This window comes from Frankia sp. BMG5.60 (genome assembly GCF_059428125.1).
Genome location: NZ_CM182091.1, coordinates 7018911 through 7038049, shown reverse-complemented (window position 1 = coordinate 7038049; position 19139 = coordinate 7018911). Strand labels below are relative to the sequence as shown.

Genomic DNA, 19139 nt, shown 5'->3' with positions numbered 1-19139 from the left:
AACAGCGGTCACCGCCGGGACATCAGGCCGGGCTGGCCGGGACAGACTCGGTACTCAGGAAGGGAACGCCATGAGCAGGATCTGGTTCGTCACCGGAGCGTCCAGAGGCTTCGGCCGCGTGTTCGTGGAGTCCGCTGTGCAGGCCGGCGACCAGGTGGTCGCCACCGCCCGTAAGATCGATGCGGTGGCCGACCTGGCTCAGACCCATGGTGACGCCGTGCTGCCGCTCGCGCTGGACGTCACCGACCGGGCCGCCGTGGACGCCGCGGTCAAGGCGGCGATCGCCCACTTCGGACGGCTCGACGTCGTCGTGAACAACGCGGGCTACGGCCACTTCGGCGCGGTCGAGGAACTCACCGAGAGCGACATCCGCGACCAGCTCGAGACGAACTTCTTCGGCGCCCTGTGGGTCACCCAGGCGGTGCTGCCGCAGTTGCGGTCGCAGGGCAGCGGCCACATCATCCAGATCTCCACGATCGGCGGGATCGCCGCCTTCCCGTCCCTCGGCGCCTACCACGCGTCGAAGTGGGCGCTGGAGGGACTCAGCGAGGCCCTCGCCCAGGAGGTGGCCGGCTTCGGGATCAAGGTGACCCTCGTCGAGCCGGGCGGTTTCAGCACCGACTGGGGTGGATCCTCGGCGGTGCACTCGGCCCCGTCGCCGGCCTACGACGACCTGCGCAAGGCGATGGCCGAGCGGCGTGCCAACGCCGGGTCCGCGATCGGTGACCCGGCGGCGACCGGAGCGGCCCTACTGAAGATCGTCAACGCCGAGAACCCGCCGCTGCGGGTGCTGTTCGGTACCCCGCCGACCCAGATCGTCAAGGCGGTCTACCAGCAGCGGCTGGACACCTGGGCGCAGTGGGAGCAGGTCTCGATCGAGGCCCAGGGCAGCTAGCGAGACGCTCCCGGGCCGGCGTCCCCAGGCCGTCGCGCCCGGGCCGACGTCCCCGGGCCGACGTCCTCGGGTCGTCAGCCGGCGGTGGCGATCAGGCGCTCGCGGTGCTGGCGGGGCGTGCCGCGGACCAGCTCGTCCACCTTGACTCGGCGCAGGAACAGGTGCAGGTCGTGCTCCCAGGTGAAGCCCATGCCGCCGTGGAGCTGCAGCGCCGTGCTGGCCGCGCGGCTGGTCCCCTCGCCGGCCACGGAGCCGGCGACCGCGACGGCGGTGCCGGCGGCGACCAGATCGCCGCTGTCGAGCGTGCGGGCGGCGTCATGGGCGCACAGCCGCGCCGCCTCGATGTCGACGGCCATGGTCGCCGCATGGTGCTTGACCGCCTGGAACGAGCCGACCGGACGGCCGAACTGCTCACGTTCCTTGACGTACCCGACGGTCATGTCCAGCAGGCGGCCGGCGGCGCCGACCGCGTCCAGGGTGTGGATGATCGCCAGGGCCTGGTCCAGGGTCTCGGCGACGTCCGCGCCGACCCGGGCCCAGTCACCCGCCGGAACGGTGACGCCGTGCAGGTCGACGGCGGCGATGTCCCGGCTCAGGTCGAGGGTGGTGCGGGCGGTACGGGTGGCGTTCGCGGCGGGAACGAGCGCCAGGGCGCGGTCCCCGTCGACGGCGGCGCCGACCAGGAGCCACTCCGCGCCAAGGCCGCCGACGACGGCGGCCGCCCGGCCGGCGAGGGTGAGCGTGCCGTCGGATCCGGGCAGGCCGCTGATCGCGGCGTCGTCCGGCTCGGCCGTCGCCGGGACCGCGAGCGCCGCGCCCTCGGCCACCGCGTCGGACACGGCCGCCCCGATACCGATCTGGTCGAGCAGCCGGGCGACCAGGGCGGCCTGGCCGAGCGGCAGCGGCGAGCCGGCGCGGCCGAGTTCCTCCACGACGACCGCGAGATCGGCGAAGGTCCCCCCCTCCGCGGGCCGAAGCAGCGAGGTGAGTCCGAGTTCGGCGGCGGCGCGCACGTCGTCCGCGGAGTACAGCGCCGCGAGCGCCGCGCCGTCGGCACGGGCCGCCGACAGATCGGTGCGTTTCGCAAGCCAGTCGCGGGCCGCCTCGGCCAGGCTTTCCTGTTCGTCGCTGAGAAGCATGTCGCCGGTTCCTTCCCCCGACCGCAGCGGTCGGGCGCGCGGGTCGTCGGGCCAGCAGGTCGTCGGGCTAGCGGGTTGTCGGGCTAGCGGGGCAGGCCGAGGGCGCGTTCGGCGATGAGGTTGCGCATGATCTCCGAGCTGCCGCCGGCGATCGTGTACGCGCGGGCGTAGAGATAGGCGTCCTGCCAGCGGCCGCCCTCGACGGCGTCGACGTCGCCCTCGGTGAGGATGCCGCGCGCGCCGAGCAGGTCCACGGCGAACTCGTGTAGCCGCAGGTTGAGCTCGCTGAACCACAGCTTGCCCGCCGGGGCGTCGATCACCCGTTCCCGGCCGGCCCGCCAGCGGGCGAACGAGGACTGCCCGAGCAGCGCACAGGCGCGGATCTCGGCGCGCAACGCCCCCAGGCGCTGGCGGATGTCGGCCTGCTCCAGCGCCGGCCGACCCTCGATCTCGATCTTCTGCGCGAGCGCGTAGAGGTCCTCCCAGGCGAGCTGGAGGTCGACGACCGCGGCGCTGACGCCGTTGCGCTCCTCGGCCAGCGACGCGTTCGCGACGATCCAGCCCTGCCCGGGCGTGCCGATCACGGCGGAGGCCGGGATGCGTGCCCCGTCGAAGAACACCTCGTTGAAGTCGGAGGTGCCGGTGAGCTCGCGCAGCGGCCGGACGTCGATGCCCGGGGTGTCCATGTCGATCGCGAACGCGGTGATGCCCTTGTGTTTGGGCACGTCCGGGTTGGTGCGGGCGAGCAGATACCCGCGGTTGGCCCAGTGACCGTTGGTGGTCCACACCTTCTGCCCGGTCACGACGTAGGAGTCGCCGTCGGCGACCGCGCGGGTCCGCATCCCGCCCAGGTCGCTGCCCGCATCGGGCTCGCTGAAAAGCTGGCACCACAGGTCTTCGTTGGAGCGGATGGCGGGCAGCAGCTTCGCCTTCTGCTCGTCGGTGCCGTAGCGGATCAGCGCGCTGGCGGCGAGCCCGTTCGCTCCGGAGTGCATGGGCGCGCGCGCCCGGGCGATCTCCTCGGAGACGACGACGTCGCGGCGCGGGTCGTGCTCGGCCTCGCCACCGAACTCCACCGGCCAGTCAGCGCCCAGGTAGCCTGCCTCGAACAGCGCGGCAGTCCAGCGCCGCAGTTCCGCAAGCTCCTCGGCGGTCTCGGGGCTGCGCACCCCCGCCTTGGCCTGCCGCCCGGGCGCGTGGCCGGCGATGAACGCCCGCACCTGCGTCCGGAACTCACCGAGTTCGGTCCCCGAACCCCAGTCCACGCCCATGACTCCTGCTCCTACCCGAGGACGATGGTTGCGGCGGCAATCCGCCCGTGTATCTGAGCCGAGCCGTCACACGCCCAGCGAACGACCGATGATCTCCTTCATGATCTCCGTCGTGCCGCCGTAGATGGTCTGGATGCGCGCATCCGTGAACGCCTTGGCGACGGGGTACTCCATCATGTAGCCGTACCCGCCGTGCAGTTGCAGGCAGCGGTCGACGACCTTCTGCTGCAGCTCCGTGGCCCACCACTTCGCCTTGGAGGCGTCGACGGTGGTCAGCTTCTGCTCGAACGACGCCTTCAGGCAGCGGTCGATGTACACCTGGGCGATGTCGATCTCGGTGGCGAGCTCGGCCAGCAGGAAGCGGTTGTGCTGGAACCCGCCGATCGGCTGGCCGAAGGCGGTGCGGGTCTTCGTGTACTCCAGCGTGGAGTCGAACACCGCCCGGGCCCCGGCGACCGCGGAGATCGCGATCGACAGTCGCTCCTCGGGCAGGTTCTCCATCAGGTGGACGAACCCGCCGCCCAGCTTGCCCAGCACGTTGCGGGCGGGCACCCGGACGGCGTCGAAGAACAGCTCGGCGGTGTCCTGCGCGTGCAGGCCGATCTTGTCGAGGTTGCGGCCGCGGGAGAAGCCGGGCATGTCCCGCTCCACGACGAGCAGGGAGATGCCCCGGCTGCCCGCCGACGGGTCGGTTCGCGCCACGACGATGACGTAGTCGGAGTGGATCCCGTTCGTGATGAAGGTCTTGGCCCCGGAGACGAGCCAGTCGTCACCGTCGCGCACCGCCGAGGTCCGGATGCCCTGCAGGTCGCTGCCGGCACCCGGCTCGGTCATCGCGATCGCCCAGATCGCCTCGCCGGAGGCGAAGCCGGGCAGCCAGCGCGCCTTCTGCTCGTCGTCGGGCAGCCGGCTCAGGTAGGAGCCGACGACGTCGTTGTGGAGCAGGAAACCCGGACCGGTCACGAACGCGGCCGCGAGCTCCTCGGCGACGACGGCGTTGAACCGGAAGTCACGGACCCCGCCGCCGCCGAACTCCTCGGCGACGTTGAACCCGATGACGCCGTGCTTGGCCGCCTTGGCGAACACCGCTCGGTCGACGATCCCGTCGGCCTCCCACCCGGCGTGATACGGGGTGATCTCGCGGGCGACGAACTCCCGGACGACCTCCCGGAACTGCCGGTGCTCATACTCGAAGATCTCGCGTTCCACGGTCGTCTCCTTGCTCGGCGAACAACGCCAGCAGGTCAGGCATGCTGACCTTCTGGGACACCCCGCGGGGCAGCTCCGGCACGGTCAGCGCCCGCGCCGGCACCTCGTAGGGCAGCATCCGGGGCCGGCACCAGTCGCGCAGCTCCTGCTCGCCGATCGGCCCGGCGTCGGGCGCCAGCTCCACCACGGCGACGGGCACCTGGCCGAGACGCTCGTCGGGCAGGCCGAACACCGCCGCCTCGACCACCGCGGGGTGCTCTTCCAGCACCTCCCTGACGGTGAGCGGTCGGATCTTGAATCCGCCCCGGATGATCACGTCGTCGGCGCGGCCCTCGATGTAGAGGAAACCGTCGTCGTCGAGGTGAGCGAGGTCGCTGGTCCGGGTCCAGCCGTCCGCGTCCGCCCGCGCGCCGGCCTGGTCGGTCCTGATCTCCAGCAGTCCGCTGGTACCCGTCGGCAGCACCGCGCCGTCCTCCGCCACGACGCGCAGCCCCACCCCCGGGAAGGCACGCCCGACGCTGCCCCGCTTCTTCGCCCACCACTGCCGATGATCCGGCAGCGACCAGCCCGCCACCGCGCCGGAGAACTCGGTCGCGCCGTACACGCCGAGCACGTGGATGCCGTAGCGCTCCAGCACCGCGTCGACCAGGTCGGGCGACACCGGGGCGGTCCCGCAGGTCAGCGCGCGCAGGCTGGCGAGGTCCTCGGCGGGCACGTCCGCACTCATCAGGGTGCGCAGCGCCGCCGGCGGCAGCGCGCCGAGGCGGGGCCGGTGCTCCCGGATGACGTCAAGCCACCGGTCCAGGGTCCAGCGCTCCAGCAGCACGATGCGCCGCGCGTCGCCGAGGGCCTGCAGCGCCCCCCACAACCCGCCGATGTGCACCAGCGGCACGGAGACGATGGCCACGCCGCCCTCGAAGTAGGACCGTTCGCCGCCGCCGGGCTTCATGTGGCCCCGGGCGGACCCGACCGACGCCTCGAGCTGGCGGTAGGTCAACGGGATGCGCTTGGGCGGGCCGGTGGTGCCCGAGGTGGTGAGTTCGACGGCGACGCCCGGCGCGTCGACCGCGGTGACCGCGGCGTCGGCGCGGCCGGCCCGCACCGACGCGATCCCCTCGGGCGAGGTGTGAAGGAGGCTGATGCCGAGCCGCTCGACCGGCTCCGCGAGCCCCGAGGACGCCCAGGCCCGCACCGGCACGATGATCGCCGGCGGGGTGGCCCGCTCCAGGTCGCCGGCCAGGCGCTCGGCCGGCTGCAGCGGGTTGAAGACCGTCAGGCAGCGCTCGGTGCCGAGGATCGCGAGAATCGCCGCAATGGACTCGGTCCAGTTTCCGAGCAGGACGCCGATGCGAGCGCCGCGACCGAGGCCGAGCCCGTCGAGGCTGCGGGTGATCTCGTCGGCAAGCGCGCGCACGGTCCCCCAGGACACCCAGGCACCGTCGAGCTCAAGGGCGGGGGCGGAGTCGGGCGCCGACCGCAACGCCCGCAGGCGGCCCGGCAGGTCGGCGGGCTCGGTCATCGGGCGTGACCCCACGCGACGACATCCGACCCGCTAGGGGCACGCGGAAGGCCGGGTTGTTCGATGACCTCGATCACAGGGGCCCGCATCATCACTCCTTGCCGCCGGGACGGATCGGTGCGGCTCCGGACGGGTCCGGAGAGCCGCCGAGAGGGCCCGTTCGCCCAGGCTATCGCTAGATGAGTTTATTAGGTTTAAGGAATTGATGCCGGCCGGTCGTCCGACCCGGGCGCCGACACCGTCTCAGCGCCGGGCGGCCGCGACCAGCCGGGACGCGGCCTGCTCGCGCAGCCGGTCCGGGGCCGCGATCAACGCCTCGCTGGACTTCGCCCGGCGCAGGTAGTGATGCACGGGGTGCTCCCAGGTGAAGCCGATCCCGCCGTGCACCTGCAGGCTGCCCTGGGCGGCGCCGACCGCGGCGTCGAGTGCCTCGGCGGCGGCCAGGGCCACCGCCACGTCAAGCTCACCGGCGTCCGCCGGCCCACCGGCCTCGTCGAGGGCCTGCGCCGCGGCGGCGACCAGGGCGCGGGCCGCCTCGGTGCCGACGAACATGTCGGCGCAGCGATGCGAGATCGCCTGGTAGGTGCCGATCGGGCGGCCGAACTGGTGCCGGATGCCGGCGTAGGCGACGGCCAGCTCGGTGCACTGCGCCGAGATCCCGACGGCCTCGGCCGCCAGCAGCGTCAGCGCCACCCGCCGGGCGGCGGCGAACACCGCGGCGAACTCGGCCGGCCCGGCGAGCAGGGTCGCGGGCGTGTCCAGGGTGACCCGGGCGAGCGGGCGGGTCGCATCGAGGACGTCGAGCGACTCGACCTGGACCAGGACCTCCGCCAGGCCGACCTCGCCGCCGCCCGCCTCCCCGACGCCGCCCGCCTCCTCTACGCCGCCCGCCTCCTCTACGCCGACAGCCTCCTCTACGCCGCCACCGCTGCCGGCGCCCTCGGCGCCGCCGGTCGACGCGGGGACGTCGACGGCGAACAACGCGGGGCCGGTCCCGGTCGTGGCGGCGACGAGCAGTGCCCGCGCGGCGGTGGCGTCCGCGACGACGGGAGCCGTCCCCGTCAGCCGCCAGCCGCCGGCGGCCTCCTCGGCGCGCACGGTCGCCAGCGGCGTCCAACCGTCGACGGTGCGCCCGACCGCGACGGCCGCCGGCGTCCGGCCCGACGCGATCGCCGGCAGCAGCGCGGCCGCGGCGGCCGCCCCCGGCGCGGTCCCCGCCACGACGGCGAGCAGCGCGGCCTGGGCGGTCGCGCTGGACAGCAGCGGCACCGGTGCCAGCCGGCGGCCCAGCTCCTCCTGGGCGACGGCCAGCAGCGCCAGCCCCGCCCCCTCACCGCCGTGCTCCGGCGGGGCGGCGAACCCCACCACACCCATGGCCGAAAGCTCCGACCACAGCCGTCGATCCCAGCCGCCCGGCGCGGCCGCGATACTCCTGACCTGCTCGATATCGCAGCGCTCGCGCAGCAGCCGCGCCAGCGCGTCGCGCAGCTCGCCCTCCGCCTCGGCGGTGTCCACGTTCACCTCACTCCTCGTCACTCCTCGTCGTCCCGCGCCCCGGCGCGGCGACCCGCGCCGCCGCCATGGCCCCTCACCCGCGCCCGGTTCCCGGCGCCGGCGGCGGGGTGGGCAGCCCCAGCACCCGCTCGGCGATCGTGTTGCGCTGGATCTCGGCGGTGCCGGCGCCGATCGTCGACGACCGGCTCATCAGGTAGCCGTAGGTCCACCGGCCGCCCTCGGGCGCGGTCGGCTCGCGGTTGCCGAGCACCGCGTCCGGGCCGATCACCCGCAGTGCCACCTCGTGCAGGCGCTGGTCGAACTCCGCGCGCATCAGCCGGTTGACCGAGGAGGCGGGCCCGGGATCGCGCCCGGCGAGCACGGTCTCCAGGGCCCGGCGGCTGTTCGAGGCCAGGATGCGCACCCCGGCCTCCATCCGCGCGAGGTCCTGGCGCACCACCGGGTCGTCCCCGGCCGGCGACCCGGCGGCGAGCGCGATCAGCTCGCTGACCACCCGGCGGTAGCGGAACTCGTCCGACAGGAACGCGGTGGCCCGCTCGTGGCCCAGGCTCGTGCGCGCGATCGACCAGCCGTCGTCCTCCCGGCCGACCAGGTTCTCGACCGGCACGCGCACCTCGTCGAGGAACACCTCGGCGAAGTGCGTTCCGCCGCTGATGTCGCGCAGCGGGCGCACCGTCAGCCCCGGCGAGGTCATCGACAGCAGCAGGTAGCTGATCCCCTTCGGCCCCGGTTCACCGGTGCGCACCAGTGCGAACATCCAGTCGGCGAGGTGCGCCTGGCTGGTCCACACCTTCTGGCCGGTGACGACGTAGTGGTCGCCGTCGCGCACGGCCCTCGTCGACAGCGCCGTCAGCTCGCTGCCGGCGCCGGGCTCCGAGAAGCCCTGGCACCAGAACTCGTCCGCGCGCAGCAGTGGACGCAGGAAGCGGTCCTTCTGCGCGGGCGTGCCATGGCGGATCAGGGTGGGGGCCACGATGAACGACAGGCCGCACGGGTGCCGGGGGGCCCGGGCCCTCGTCATCTCCCGGTGGTAGGCGATCTGGTCGGGCAGCGACAGATCCATGCCGCCGACCTCCTTCGGCCACCCCGGCGCCGCGAGCCCCGCGTCGGTCAGGTCGGCATGGAAGGCGCGGGCCCAGGTGAGCCGCGCACTGCCGCCACGGGGCGGCGGGCTCGCGTGCGCGGCCAGGAACTCCCGCAGCGGGCCGAGGAACTCGCCCTGCCGGGGCCGGTCGACGGTCTCCACGGCTGCCACCACGCCTCCTCCTCGTCTGCGGACCCCGCGTCCGTCGGCGGGCCCTGTTCGTCGGTCGGAGCCCTGCTCATCGCCTGGGCTCAGGTCGTCGGGGCCCCGCGTTGCACGGACCCCGTCCGCGGCGACGGCCGCCGCCACGTGAACGTCGTTGCGAGGTTACATGGTTTACTAAGTTCGCGAGGAAGACAAGAACTGGAGCGGCGGTTCTCACCGGCCGATCGGCGCCCGTGGCGCCGGCGGGGCGCCATGCTCCCGACGCGGAGGTGTCGAGACGTGCAGTGGGGACTTCCCTGGCCGGGCCCGCAGGTCGCGGAGCTGGCCGAAAAGGCCGGGGCCACCGCCTTCTGCGCCGGCGAGTTCGCCGACACGAACTCCTACCTGACAACGGGCGAGATGGTCGCCGCCACCCACCGGGCCCTGGTCGGGCCGGGCATCGCCTACGCGTTCGCCCGCTCACCCTTCGTACACGCCTCGGCGCTGCGGCACCTGTCCGCACGCGCCCCCGGGCGGATCTTCCTCGGCCTCGGGTCCGGCACCTACCGGATGAACACCGAGTGGTTCGCGTCTGCGGCCAGCGAGCCGGTGCGCCGGATGGAGGACCTCGTCGGGGCGATCCGCGCCTACCTGACCGCGGAGAACGGTCGGCCCGTGGTGCACGAGGGCGAGTTCTACCCGATCCACGCCGACATCCGCGCCCCCGTCCTCGGCCGGCTCGACGTGCCGATCCTGCTCGGCTCGTTCAACCGGCGGATGGTGACCGCCGCCGGGCGGACCGCCGACGGCATCCTCGGCCACGGCATCTTCACCGACCGGTGGTGGGCGGAGACGATTCGCCCGAACCTGCACGAGGGCGCCACCGCGGCCGGGCGGGACCCGGAGTCGCTGCGCCGCTGGGGCTGGCTCATCACCGCCGTCGACGAACAGGACCCGGAGCGGGGACGGCGCGACGCCCGGCTCCAGATCGCCTTCTACCTCACGGTGAAGACCTACGACACCCTCGTCGAGCTGCACGGCTGGGGTGACGAGGTGGCCGCGATCCGCACCGCGTTCCGCTCCGGGGACATCCCGGGGATGGCCGCGGCCGTCAGCGACGAGATGCTCGACGCGATCGCCCTGTGCGGCGACCCCGAAGAGGCCGCCCAGCGCCTGGCGACCCGCAAGGCCCTGCCCGACCTCGCGTTCCTGTCCAGCCCGGCCTTCATGGTCAGCGACCGGCGCCGCGCCCGCTACGCCGAGTCGGCGGTGCGTCTCATGAGCGCCGTCGCCGCCGCCTGACCGCTGGGCCGACCCGGCGCGGAGCACCCCGGACCGCGCCGGGAACCGTCACGGCTCCGGCGGGCACACCGGACCCGGGTGCGGGCTCACCAGCCGAGAAGGTCCTCGGGGAGGTCGCGGATGTAGCGGACCCGCGCGTCGCCGTGCTCGCGGGACAGCGCCGCCGCGGTGTCGGCGTCCCCGTCGCCGACCGCCTCGGCGACCTGCCGCCACTGCTCGCAGGCCAGCGCGATGCTGTCCGGGTCCAGCAGGAGCGGCCGAGTGGTCGGGTAACGCGACAACGAGCCGAGCACGTCCTCGAACAGCTGCAGGGTGGGGCTGCGCGCGAGCTCGGCGAGCAGGATCCCCCACTGCACCCGGGCCCGGGCATGGTCGCGCTGGCTGCCGCCGGCGGCCTGCTCGACGAAGGTCAGCAGCCGACGGCGCTCGACCCCGTCCGGGTTGAGGGCGGCCAGCCGAGCACACTCCGTGGTGATGAGCGTGTAGGTGGCGCTGATGTCGGCGAGGGAGGCCCGCCGGGTCCGCAGGAACACCGAGGCCACGTGGGCGACGCCGGCCGCGTCGGGCCGCTGCCCGTACAGCCCGCCGTGATGGCCGCGGCGGACGGTCAGGATCCCCTCGGCCTGCAGCAGCCGCACGGCCTGGCGCAGCGACGGCCGGCTCACCCCGAACCGGGCCAGCAGCTCGTCCTCCTGCCCCAGGTAGAGGTCACCGTCCTGGCGGCTGAGAATCTCCTCGCGCAGCACATGGGCGACCGCCGACGCGGTGCTCACCGCGGCCACCCGCTCCATGCGCCCCCCTCCCACGCGTGACGTACGCGACATAATACTTTCAGGTATCTGAGAGTCGCGCGTTCTCGGCGACCGGCGGGTGCTCACCGGTCGGCGGGGGCTCCGTCGGCCGCGACCCGGAACACGGGCAGCTTCCACCCGTCGGCGATCTCGATGAACTCGACGGTGAGCGGCGTCCCGATCCGGACCTCGTCCGGATCGGCGTCGATGACGTTGCTCACCAGCCGGGCGCCCGGTGCGTCGGGCAGGTCCACGACGACGGCGGCCAGGGTCAGCTCCGGCTGGCCGGGCACGCCCGTGACGATGCTGAAGCTGTACACCGTTGCCCGTCCGGACAGGGTCACCCAGTCGACGTTCTGCGACTGGCAGTTCGGACAGAAGGGCGACGGCGGCAGCCGGAAGGTCCCGCAGTCGGCGCACTTCGGCGCGACCAGCCGGCTCTCCTTCGCCGCCTGCCAGAACGGCTCGGTCGCCGAGTCGGTGGTGATCTGGATGCCGGCGGGCGGCAGGGTCGTCGTCAGGGTGCTCATCGCATCCGTCCCAGGATCAGGCCGCTGACCGGCAGGGCGGCCGGCCCGCCGGTGACGAGCGCGAGCTTCGCGTCCGGCACCTGGTTGACGGCGGTGCCGCGGATCTGTTCGACGCCTTCCACGATGTGCGTCATGCCGATGATGTAGGCCTCCGAGAGCTGGCCGCCGTGCGTGTTGACCGGGATCGAGCCGCCCTTGTACCGGATCGCGCCGGACTCGACGAACGGGCCGCCCTCCCCCTTCTTGCAGAAGCCGTAGTCCTCGAGCTGCATGAGGACCATCGGGGTGAAGTGGTCGTAGATCAGCGCCACGTCGATGTCGTCGGGGGTGATCCCGGCCCGGTCGTAGAGCCGCCGGGCGATCGGGGCGTGTCCGGAGGAGGCGAAGTACTCGTCGGGCATCCCGTACCAGGCGAACGCCCGGCCCCACTCGCGCACGCCGCCGTGCGCCGCGGCGACCACGCCGACCGGCGTGCGCCGCAGGTCCTTCGCCCGCTCCGCGCTGGTCGTGAGGACCGCGACGGCGCCCTCGGTCTCCAGGCAGAAGTCGAACAGGCACAGCGGGTCGGCGATCATCCGGGCGTTGAAGTAGTCGTCCAGTGTCAGCGGGGTGCGCATGATCGCCTTGGGCCGGGTGAGTGCGTTCGCCCGGCTGGACAGGGCGATCTCGGCGAACGCCTCCCGGCGGGTGCCGTAGTCGTGCATGTGCCGCCGGGCCAGCACCGACATCAGATGCCCGGGGCCGACCAGGCCCGACGGCTGCAGAAACGAGTTCTCCGGACTCGGCGCGACCGCGCCGAAGACCGTGCCGAGACGCTGCTTGACCTGCTGCAGCGCCATCACGGTGACGACGACGGTGGCGTCCCCGGCGAGGATCGCCGCGCGGGCCAGCCCGATCGACCCCGCCGACCCGCCGCCACCCGAGGTGAGGGCGGCGGAGAAGGTCACCTCGGGGATGCCGAGGGTCTCCATGAACGTGGCGGTGTCCATCGACTGGCCGTAGCCGGCGCCCGCCCCCGAGTAGTAGGCGAAGCCGTCGATGTCCCTGACCGACAGGCCGGCGTCCTCGCAGGCGGCGAGGATCGCCTTGCCGGCGAGCTCGGTGATGGTCTGCGGCGCGGAGCCCCCGCGCCGGTAGTACGGCGTGGCGCCGACCCCGACGATCGCCGTGTCGAACGGACCCGACGCGCTCACGCGGCCGCTGCCACGGCCGGCTCACCGACGCCCGGGAACAGCTCCAGGAACGTGTCGATGGTGATCCGCTTACGGACGTCGTCCGACACGCCGTCGAACAGCCCGTGCAGCGTCTCCTGGGTGTGGCCGAACGTGCCCTCCATGTGCGGGTAGTCGCTGCCCCACATGACGTTGCGGTAGCCCATGCCGGTCAGCGCGGCGACCGCGGAGGCGTCGTGCTGGAAGGAGGCGTAGACCTGCGAGTAGAGGATCTCCTTGGGGCTGCGCTTCAGCTTGGGCCGCACCGCCATGTGGTGCTGGCGGTAGCCCTCGGTCATGCGGTCGGCGAGGAAGGGCACCCAGGTCGCACCGCCCTCGGCGACGAGGACCTTCAGGTCCGGATGCCGGTCGAGCGCGCCGGAGGCGACGAGCTTCATCGCGGCCCGCTGGCCGGAGAACGTCGTCTCGGTGTAGTTCAGCACCGCGCCGCCGGGGCCGCGGTAGACGACGCCGACCTGCTGGCTGCCGATGTCGATCGGGTCGGTGCCGACGTGGAAGGCGAGCACCATGTTCGCCGCCTCCGCCGCCGCCCAGAACGGCTCCCAGGAGTCACGGTTCCAGTCGTCGGCCAGCGGGTGCGGGGTGGTCGGCAGGAACACCGCGCGGTAGCCGAGCTCGGCGGTGCGCTCCAGCTCGGCCACCGCGTCGTCGACCTGCAGCGTGGAGACCTGCGCGGTCGGGACCAGCCGCGGCGAGACCTTCATGATCGCTTCAATCGCCCAGTCGTTGCTGACCCGCAGTGCCTCGCGCAGCACCTCGGGGGTGCGGAACGACGAGCTCCACAGGCCCAGCGACGGGAACACCAGCTCGCCCCAGACGCCCTCGGTGTCGAGGTCGGCCAGGCGCAGAGTCGCGTCCCGCGCGCCGGGCGCCCGGCTGCTCTCGTCGAGGAACTCCTGGGCCTGCACGTTCGGCAGCTTGCGCCGGAAGGACTGGCCGTCGACGTAGACGGTCTCGTAGGTGCCGTCGGGGTCCTTCTCCGCCCTCGGCACGAGCTCGGCCAGCCGCGGCGGCAGGTTCGACCGCCACAGGTCGTCGGGCTCCAGGAAGTGCGAGTCGCCGGAGTTCGCCCAGATCTTTGCCATGTCGTCCTGCCTCCGCATGGGGTTGCGCCGTGCAGACGGTTGCCTGCCGCTCAGATCGCGTGCTGTCGACTCGCGCGCTGTCGACGGACCTCGATGGCACGGAACTCGACGACATCGATCGCGACCCAGTTGACATGGTTATTTTAGATACCTGAAAGAACCGCAGGCAAGTGCACGCCACTCGGAGCCCCGGCTCCACGACATCTCCCAACGGAGCGCGGGTGCCGGGACGGTGCGTGGCGGCGGCAGCCGCTCGCCGCGCCACGACGTGGGAGTTGCTCCTGCGACGACCACCCGCCCCTAGTGAACTAGGTATATCTTCCTGGATGTGGCGGCCGCCATACTCTCGCCACTCTCGCCGACCCGAGGAGCGCCGGTGAACCTGGAGAACGCGGGTCCTGCCCACCTGACCGAGCCGGCCACGACAGGCGGGGCACCGTCGACCACCAGCCCGCCGCGGTCGCTCACGCCGGTCCGGCCGCTGCCCGAGATCGCGCCACTCCCGCTCGCCGAGCTGCTGCACCTGGGCGCGGCGGACCATCCGGCCACCCGGCTGGTCTTCCGCAGTCCGGTCCGCACCCTCGTCACGGATCTGGGCACGCTGTACGAGCGGGCCGCGCGGGTCGCCGGCGGCCTCGCCGCACGCGGGATCGGCCCGGCAGACGTCGTGGCGCTGCAGTTGACCAGCCGGGTGGAGAGCGCGATCGCGCACGCCGCGGTGCTGTTACGCGGGGCGGTGCTGCTGCCGATCGTGCCCATCTACGGGATCCGCGAGGTCGCCTTCATCCTGCGGCAGTCGGGGGCGAGCGCGATCATCCTGCCGGCGCAGCGGGCGGCGGAGATCACCGAGCTGCGCGGGGCGCCCGACGGGCTGCCGGCCCTGCGCCACATCGTCACCGTCGCCGACGGCACCGCCTCACCGTCCGCCACCCCATCGATCGCCACATCGCCGGCCGCCACATCGCCGGCCGCCGCATCGCCGGCCGGCACCGGCGCCGCACCGGCCAGCACCGTGCCATGGCAGGAGCTCGAACTGGCCCCGCCGCTGGCGCCGTGCACCCGGCCGCTCGACGAGGTCGCCGTACTCGTCTACACGTCGGGGACGACCGCCGCGCCCAAGGGCGTCACCCACACCCACCGCTCGGTCGCCTCGGAGGTCGCCTCGTTGCGCGGCCTGCGCGCCGGCCAACCCGACTTCGGCTACCTCGACCTGTTCCCGCCCGGCCACATCGCCGGGCTGAGCGTGCTGCTGCGGACCCTCGTCGACGGGCTGCCGACCGTCTTCCTCGAACGGTTCGACGCGGCGGAGGCGATCGAGCTCGTCCATGCCCACGGCGTGACCGCGTCCGCGGGAGTGCCGTTTCACCTGACCGCTCTGCTGGACGCGGCCCAGCGCGACGGCCGCGGCCTCGGCCCTCTGCGCGACTTCCTCGTCGGCGGGGCCAGTGTGTCTCCCGCGCTCGTCGAGCGGGCCGAGCGAGCCGGCGTCAGCGCCTACCGCGCCTACGGTTCCAGCGAGCATCCGACGATCAGCTCGGGCAGCGCGGCCGACCCGCTCGACCGGCGGGCCGCCACGGACGGGCTGGTGCTGCCGGGCAGCGAGGTACGCATCCTCGACCCCGCCGGCCACGATCTCGGCCCCGGCGAGGAGGGCGAGATCGTCACCCGCGGCCCGGAGCAGTTCGCTGGCTACCGCGATCCGGCGCTCGACGCGACCGCGTTCACCGCCGACGGCTGGCTGCGCACCGGGGACATCGGCCGGGTCGACGCCGACGGCTACCTCACGATCACCGATCGCATCAAGGACATCATCGTCCGCAACGGGGAGAACGTCTCCTCGAAGGAGGTCGAGGACCTGCTCCTGACGCACCCGGCCGTCGCGGAGGCGGCCGCCGTGGCCGAACCGGACGACCGCACCGGCGAACGCGTCTGCGTCTTCGTCCTGCCGCGGCCGGGGTCGGTCCTCGACCTTGACGACGTGCGGGCGCACTTCGCCGCCGCCGGCGCCGCGAAGCAGAAGACCCCGGAACGACTCGTGCTCGTCACCGATCTGCCGCGGACCGCGGCGGGCAAGGTCCGCAAGCACAAGCTGCGCGCGGACCTGCATGCCGGCGGAGCCCACCACCTCGCCGAAACGGGCGGACCACGCCGACCGGCGGGCGGCTGACGCGCGGCAGGCCGACGAGCGTGACGCCCGCGGCCTGCGGTCAGCCGGTCCCGCGGTCAGCCTGCCGCGCCGACCAGGGTCAGCGCGAACCGACCGTACGTGTAGACGATCTCGTCCTCGCTCAGGTCGCCGTCCTCGCGGTACCAGGCGGCCACCCCCATCCCGAGGTCGAGCAGGGCGTAGGAAGCGAGCTTGACCGAGGCCACGTGGAACCGGGAGGCGGCGACCCCCTCCTCGATCAGCCCCCGGATGAGCCGCTCGTAGCTGCTGCGCCGGGCGACGACCACCGCCCGGTTGGCCTCGTCGAGACTGCGGATCTCCCGGTTGCCGACGAACGCCTCCAGCCGGTGGCGGGTGTGGAAGCGCACGTGGGCCTCCACGGCGCGGCGCAGCCGGTCCGCGACGTCGTCGACATCGGCGACGGCGAGGGCGTGGACGTCGTGCAGGACGTCCATCGCGTCGAGCATGATCGCGACGAGCAGGTCCTGCTTGGAGCTCACGTGCTTGTACAGGCTCGGACCCCGGATGCCGACCGCCGCGCCGATCTCGGTCGTGGTGGTGGCCTCGTAGCCGCGTTCGGCGAACAGCTTCAGCGCCGCGTCGCGGATCGCCCGCCCGCGCGGGGTGAGCTGTGGCCGCGCAAGCACGGCCCGGTCCGATCCACTCATGCATCCCCGCCCACGAGAACCGCCGCGACTAAGAACCGGTAGCCGCGGGCATGCGGACTGCACCCCGCACAACACCCATGCTAGCAGGGTTGATTTTCCCTCAAGGCTGGCGGATCGCGGCCACCCCTGTTATCAAGGCTACTGAGCATTAGCCTTTTCCGCCGACCCGTCCAGCCGGGGGCCGGCGCTCGCACCGAGGCGGGAGATCGTCATGACCATTGATTTTTCGCAGCCACCGGAGGTCGTCGACCTCGTCGAACGCACGGCTGCCTTCGTCCGCGACGTCGTGATCCCGGAGGAGGAGCGGTACGCCGGAGTGGTCTCGGCCGGCGGGGAGGCACTGCGCACGCGACTGCAGGCGGCGGCCCGCGACGCCGGGCTGTTCGCCCCGCACGTCTCCCAGGAGTACGGCGGCCTCGGGCTCGGCATGACGGCGCGGGCACCCGTGTTCGAGGCCGCCGGCTACTCCTTGTTCGGGCCGCTGGCGCTGAACTGCTCCGCGCCCGACGAGGGCAACATGCACATGCTCGAAATCATCGCGACCGACGAGCAGAAGGAGCGGTACCTGCGCCCCCTCGCGAGCGGCGAGATCCGGTCCTTCTTCGCGATGACGGAGCCGGCGCCCGGGGCCGGCTCGGATCCGGCGGCACTGACGACGACGGCCGTCCGGGTCGACGACGGCTGGCGCATCGACGGCCACAAGTGGTTCTCCACCGGCGCGGACGGCGCGGCCTACGCGATCTGCTTCGCCCGTACCTCCGGCAAGGTCGGCACCGTCGGCGGCGCGACGATGTTCCTCGTCGACGCCGACAATCCCGGCCTGAAGGTCGTCCGGCACATCGACACCCTCGACCAGGCCATGATCGGCGGCCACTGCGAAGTGATCTTCGACAACTGCGTGGTGCCGGACTCGGCGATCCTCGGCGAGCTCGACCAGGGCTTCGCCTACGCGCAGGTGCGCCTCGGCCCGGCCCGGATGACGCACTGCATGCGCTGGCTCGGCATCGCGCGGCGGGCCCAGGACATCGCCATCGACCGGATCGCCGAACGCCGCCTGTTCGGCTCGAAGCTCGTCGAGCTCGGCATGGCGCAGCAGATGATCGCCGACTCGGAGATCGACATCGCCGCCTCCCGCAGCCTCATCCTGCAGGCCTGCTGGGAGCTCGATCAGGGACAGCGCGCGGCGCAGTCCACCGCGATGACCAAGACGTTCGTCGCCGAGGCGATCTGGCGGGTCGTCGACCGGGCCATCCAGCTCTGCGGCGCCGCCGGCGTCTCCGGCGAGCTGCTGCTGGGCCGCTACCTCAACGAGGTCCGCGCCTTCCGGATCTACGACGGAGCATCGGAGACCCATCGCTGGGCGCTCGCCCGGCGCGCGGTCAAGCAGCGGCTGAAGGCGACCGGCGCCCTGGAGTCGGCCTCATGACCCCGCTCGATCCCCCGCACGGCGCCGAGGAGGGGCTGGTCTCCCCGCCGGGCCTGGACCTGGCGGCGCTGTCCGCCTACCTCGACGCCGCCGTCCCCGGCCGGTCCGGGCCGCTGCGGGCCACCCTGCTCAGCGGCGGCCGGTCGAACCTGACCTACCACGTGTGGGACGACGCCGCGCACTGGGCGCTGCGCCGGCCCCCGCTGGGGAACCTGACGCCCTCGGCCCACGACATGCGACGCGAGTACCGGGTGGTGGCCGCGCTGCGCCAGACGCCGATTCCGGTGGCCGAGGCGGTCGTCTACTGCGACGACCCCGCCGTGCTCGGGGTGCCGTTCGCGATGGTCTCCCTGGTCGACGGGGTGGTCCTGCGCAGCCGCGCCGACCTGGCCCCCTACTCCGACGCCGACGTGCGCCGCTGCGCCGAGAACCTGCTGCGCACCCTCGCCCGGCTGCACGCCGTGGACCACCGTGCCGTCGGGCTGGAGCGGTTCGGCCGACCCGAGGGCTACCTGCGCCGCCAGGTCGACCGCTGGTGGGGGCAGTGGGATCGGGTGCGGACCCGGCCGCTGCCGGACCTCGACGCGCTGCACGCCCGGCTGGACGCCGCGGTGCCGGCGGAGAGTGACGCGTCGATCGTGCACGGCGACGCCCGCATCGACAACTTCGTGCTGGACCCGGCCGACATCGGCGCCGTGCGGGCCCTGCTGGACTGGGAGATGGCGACCCTCGGCGACCCGCTGGCCGACCTGGGGCTCACCGTCGTCTACCGCGACCCGGACTTCGATCCGGTGCTCGGCGGCTCGGCGGCCGCGGCGAGCGACCGGATGCCCGGCGGGGACGAGATGATCGAGATCTACGCGCGCGAGTCCGGCCGGGACATCGTGAACATGGACTTCTACCTGGCGCTCGGCTACTTCAAGCTGGTGGTGATCGCCGAGGGCATCCATGCCCGGCATCTCGCCGGCAACACCGTCGGAGAGGGTTTCGACCTCGTCGGCCAGGCCGTGCCGGCGCTTGCCGCGGGCGGGCTTCGCGCACTCGCCGGCTGAACCGCCCCCGGCCGGGGCTCAGCAGAAACCGCCCCCGGCCGGGGCCGGCACCCCCACCCGGAGCCGGCACCCACCCGGAGCCGGCACCCACCCGCAGTCGGCACCCACCC

Annotated in this window: 17 protein-coding genes; 6 read left to right on the top strand and 11 right to left on the bottom strand. The window is 73.1% G+C overall.

The genetic code is table 11. From position 1 onward, the window contains the following. The first annotated feature begins 70 nt into the window (after positions 1–70). Positions 71–895: an SDR family oxidoreductase gene (locus AC5R91_RS28835; RefSeq protein WP_495394432.1), complete on the top strand. Its 825-nt coding sequence runs from the start codon at positions 71–73 to the stop codon at positions 893–895. A 74-nt stretch (positions 896–969) separates the two neighbouring features. On the opposite strand, the gene AC5R91_RS28830 is transcribed toward AC5R91_RS28835, so the two are convergent. From AC5R91_RS28830 to AC5R91_RS28805, 6 genes are all read right to left on the bottom strand, one after another. Then, positions 970–2034: an acyl-CoA dehydrogenase family protein gene (locus AC5R91_RS28830; protein ID WP_495394431.1), complete on the bottom strand. Its 1065-nt coding sequence runs from the start codon at positions 2032–2034 to the stop codon at positions 970–972. Positions 2035–2117: 83 nt separating this feature from the next. Then, positions 2118–3305 (bottom strand): acyl-CoA dehydrogenase family protein, encoded by a 1188-nt coding sequence (locus tag AC5R91_RS28825; RefSeq protein ID WP_495394430.1) that lies wholly within the window; start codon positions 3303–3305, stop codon positions 2118–2120. 66 nt (positions 3306–3371) lie between these two features. Beyond that, on the bottom strand, positions 3372–4514 hold the full coding sequence (locus AC5R91_RS28820) for an acyl-CoA dehydrogenase family protein (protein ID WP_495394429.1): 1143 nt from the start codon (positions 4512–4514) through the stop codon (positions 3372–3374). Beyond that, complete coding sequence (locus tag AC5R91_RS28815; RefSeq protein WP_495394428.1) at positions 4489–6033, bottom strand: class I adenylate-forming enzyme family protein; 1545 nt, start codon at positions 6031–6033, stop codon at positions 4489–4491. Before AC5R91_RS28815 ends, AC5R91_RS28820 begins: the two co-directional genes overlap by 26 nt. A gap of 243 nt (positions 6034–6276) precedes the next feature. Then, complete coding sequence (locus tag AC5R91_RS28810; protein WP_495394427.1) at positions 6277–7554, bottom strand: acyl-CoA dehydrogenase family protein; 1278 nt, start codon at positions 7552–7554, stop codon at positions 6277–6279. Between the two features lie 67 nt (positions 7555–7621). Next, positions 7622–8803: an acyl-CoA dehydrogenase family protein gene (locus AC5R91_RS28805; RefSeq protein ID WP_495394426.1), complete on the bottom strand. Its 1182-nt coding sequence runs from the start codon at positions 8801–8803 to the stop codon at positions 7622–7624. Positions 8804–9076: 273 nt separating this feature from the next. Between AC5R91_RS28805 and AC5R91_RS28800 the strand changes: the two genes are divergently transcribed. Next, positions 9077–10078, top strand: coding sequence for an LLM class flavin-dependent oxidoreductase (locus AC5R91_RS28800; protein WP_495394425.1), 1002 nt, complete (start codon positions 9077–9079; stop codon positions 10076–10078). Positions 10079–10164: 86 nt separating this feature from the next. Here the strand turns inward: AC5R91_RS28800 and AC5R91_RS28795 are convergent, their stop codons facing one another. The 4 genes from AC5R91_RS28795 to AC5R91_RS28780 form a co-directional block, all read right to left on the bottom strand. Continuing rightward, positions 10165–10851, bottom strand: a complete 687-nt coding sequence (locus tag AC5R91_RS28795) for a FadR/GntR family transcriptional regulator (protein WP_495394424.1) — start codon at positions 10849–10851, stop codon at positions 10165–10167. Between the two features lie 101 nt (positions 10852–10952). Further along, positions 10953–11399: a Zn-ribbon domain-containing OB-fold protein gene (locus AC5R91_RS28790; protein WP_495394423.1), complete on the bottom strand. Its 447-nt coding sequence runs from the start codon at positions 11397–11399 to the stop codon at positions 10953–10955. Next, positions 11396–12592, bottom strand: coding sequence for a thiolase C-terminal domain-containing protein (locus tag AC5R91_RS28785; RefSeq protein WP_495394422.1), 1197 nt, complete (start codon positions 12590–12592; stop codon positions 11396–11398). Before AC5R91_RS28785 ends, AC5R91_RS28790 begins: the two co-directional genes overlap by 4 nt. Beyond that, positions 12589–13716 carry an amidohydrolase family protein gene (locus AC5R91_RS28780; RefSeq protein WP_495394421.1) on the bottom strand — a complete coding sequence of 376 codons (1128 nt, stop codon included), beginning with the start codon at positions 13714–13716 and terminating at the stop codon, positions 12589–12591. The genes AC5R91_RS28785 and AC5R91_RS28780 overlap by 4 nt, the downstream gene beginning before the upstream one ends. A 29-nt stretch (positions 13717–13745) precedes the next feature. Here AC5R91_RS28780 and AC5R91_RS28775 point away from each other — a divergent pair, with 29 nt between their 5' ends. Then, positions 13746–13871, top strand: coding sequence for a hypothetical protein (locus AC5R91_RS28775; protein WP_495394420.1), 126 nt, complete (start codon positions 13746–13748; stop codon positions 13869–13871). Positions 13872–14092: 221 nt separating this feature from the next. Next, on the top strand, positions 14093–15883 hold the full coding sequence (locus tag AC5R91_RS28770; RefSeq protein ID WP_495394419.1) for a class I adenylate-forming enzyme family protein: 1791 nt from the start codon (positions 14093–14095) through the stop codon (positions 15881–15883). A gap of 56 nt (positions 15884–15939) precedes the next feature. Here AC5R91_RS28770 and AC5R91_RS28765 read toward each other — a convergent pair whose 3' ends face one another. Beyond that, positions 15940–16551, bottom strand: a complete 612-nt coding sequence (locus tag AC5R91_RS28765) for a TetR/AcrR family transcriptional regulator (protein WP_495394418.1) — start codon at positions 16549–16551, stop codon at positions 15940–15942. A gap of 211 nt (positions 16552–16762) precedes the next feature. On the opposite strand from AC5R91_RS28765, the gene AC5R91_RS28760 reads away from it, so the two are divergent. Further along, positions 16763–17977, top strand: coding sequence for an acyl-CoA dehydrogenase family protein (locus tag AC5R91_RS28760; protein ID WP_495394417.1), 1215 nt, complete (start codon positions 16763–16765; stop codon positions 17975–17977). Further along, positions 17974–19029: a phosphotransferase family protein gene (locus tag AC5R91_RS28755; protein WP_495394416.1), complete on the top strand. Its 1056-nt coding sequence runs from the start codon at positions 17974–17976 to the stop codon at positions 19027–19029. Before AC5R91_RS28760 ends, AC5R91_RS28755 begins: the two co-directional genes overlap by 4 nt. The last annotated feature ends 110 nt before the right edge of the window (positions 19030–19139 follow it).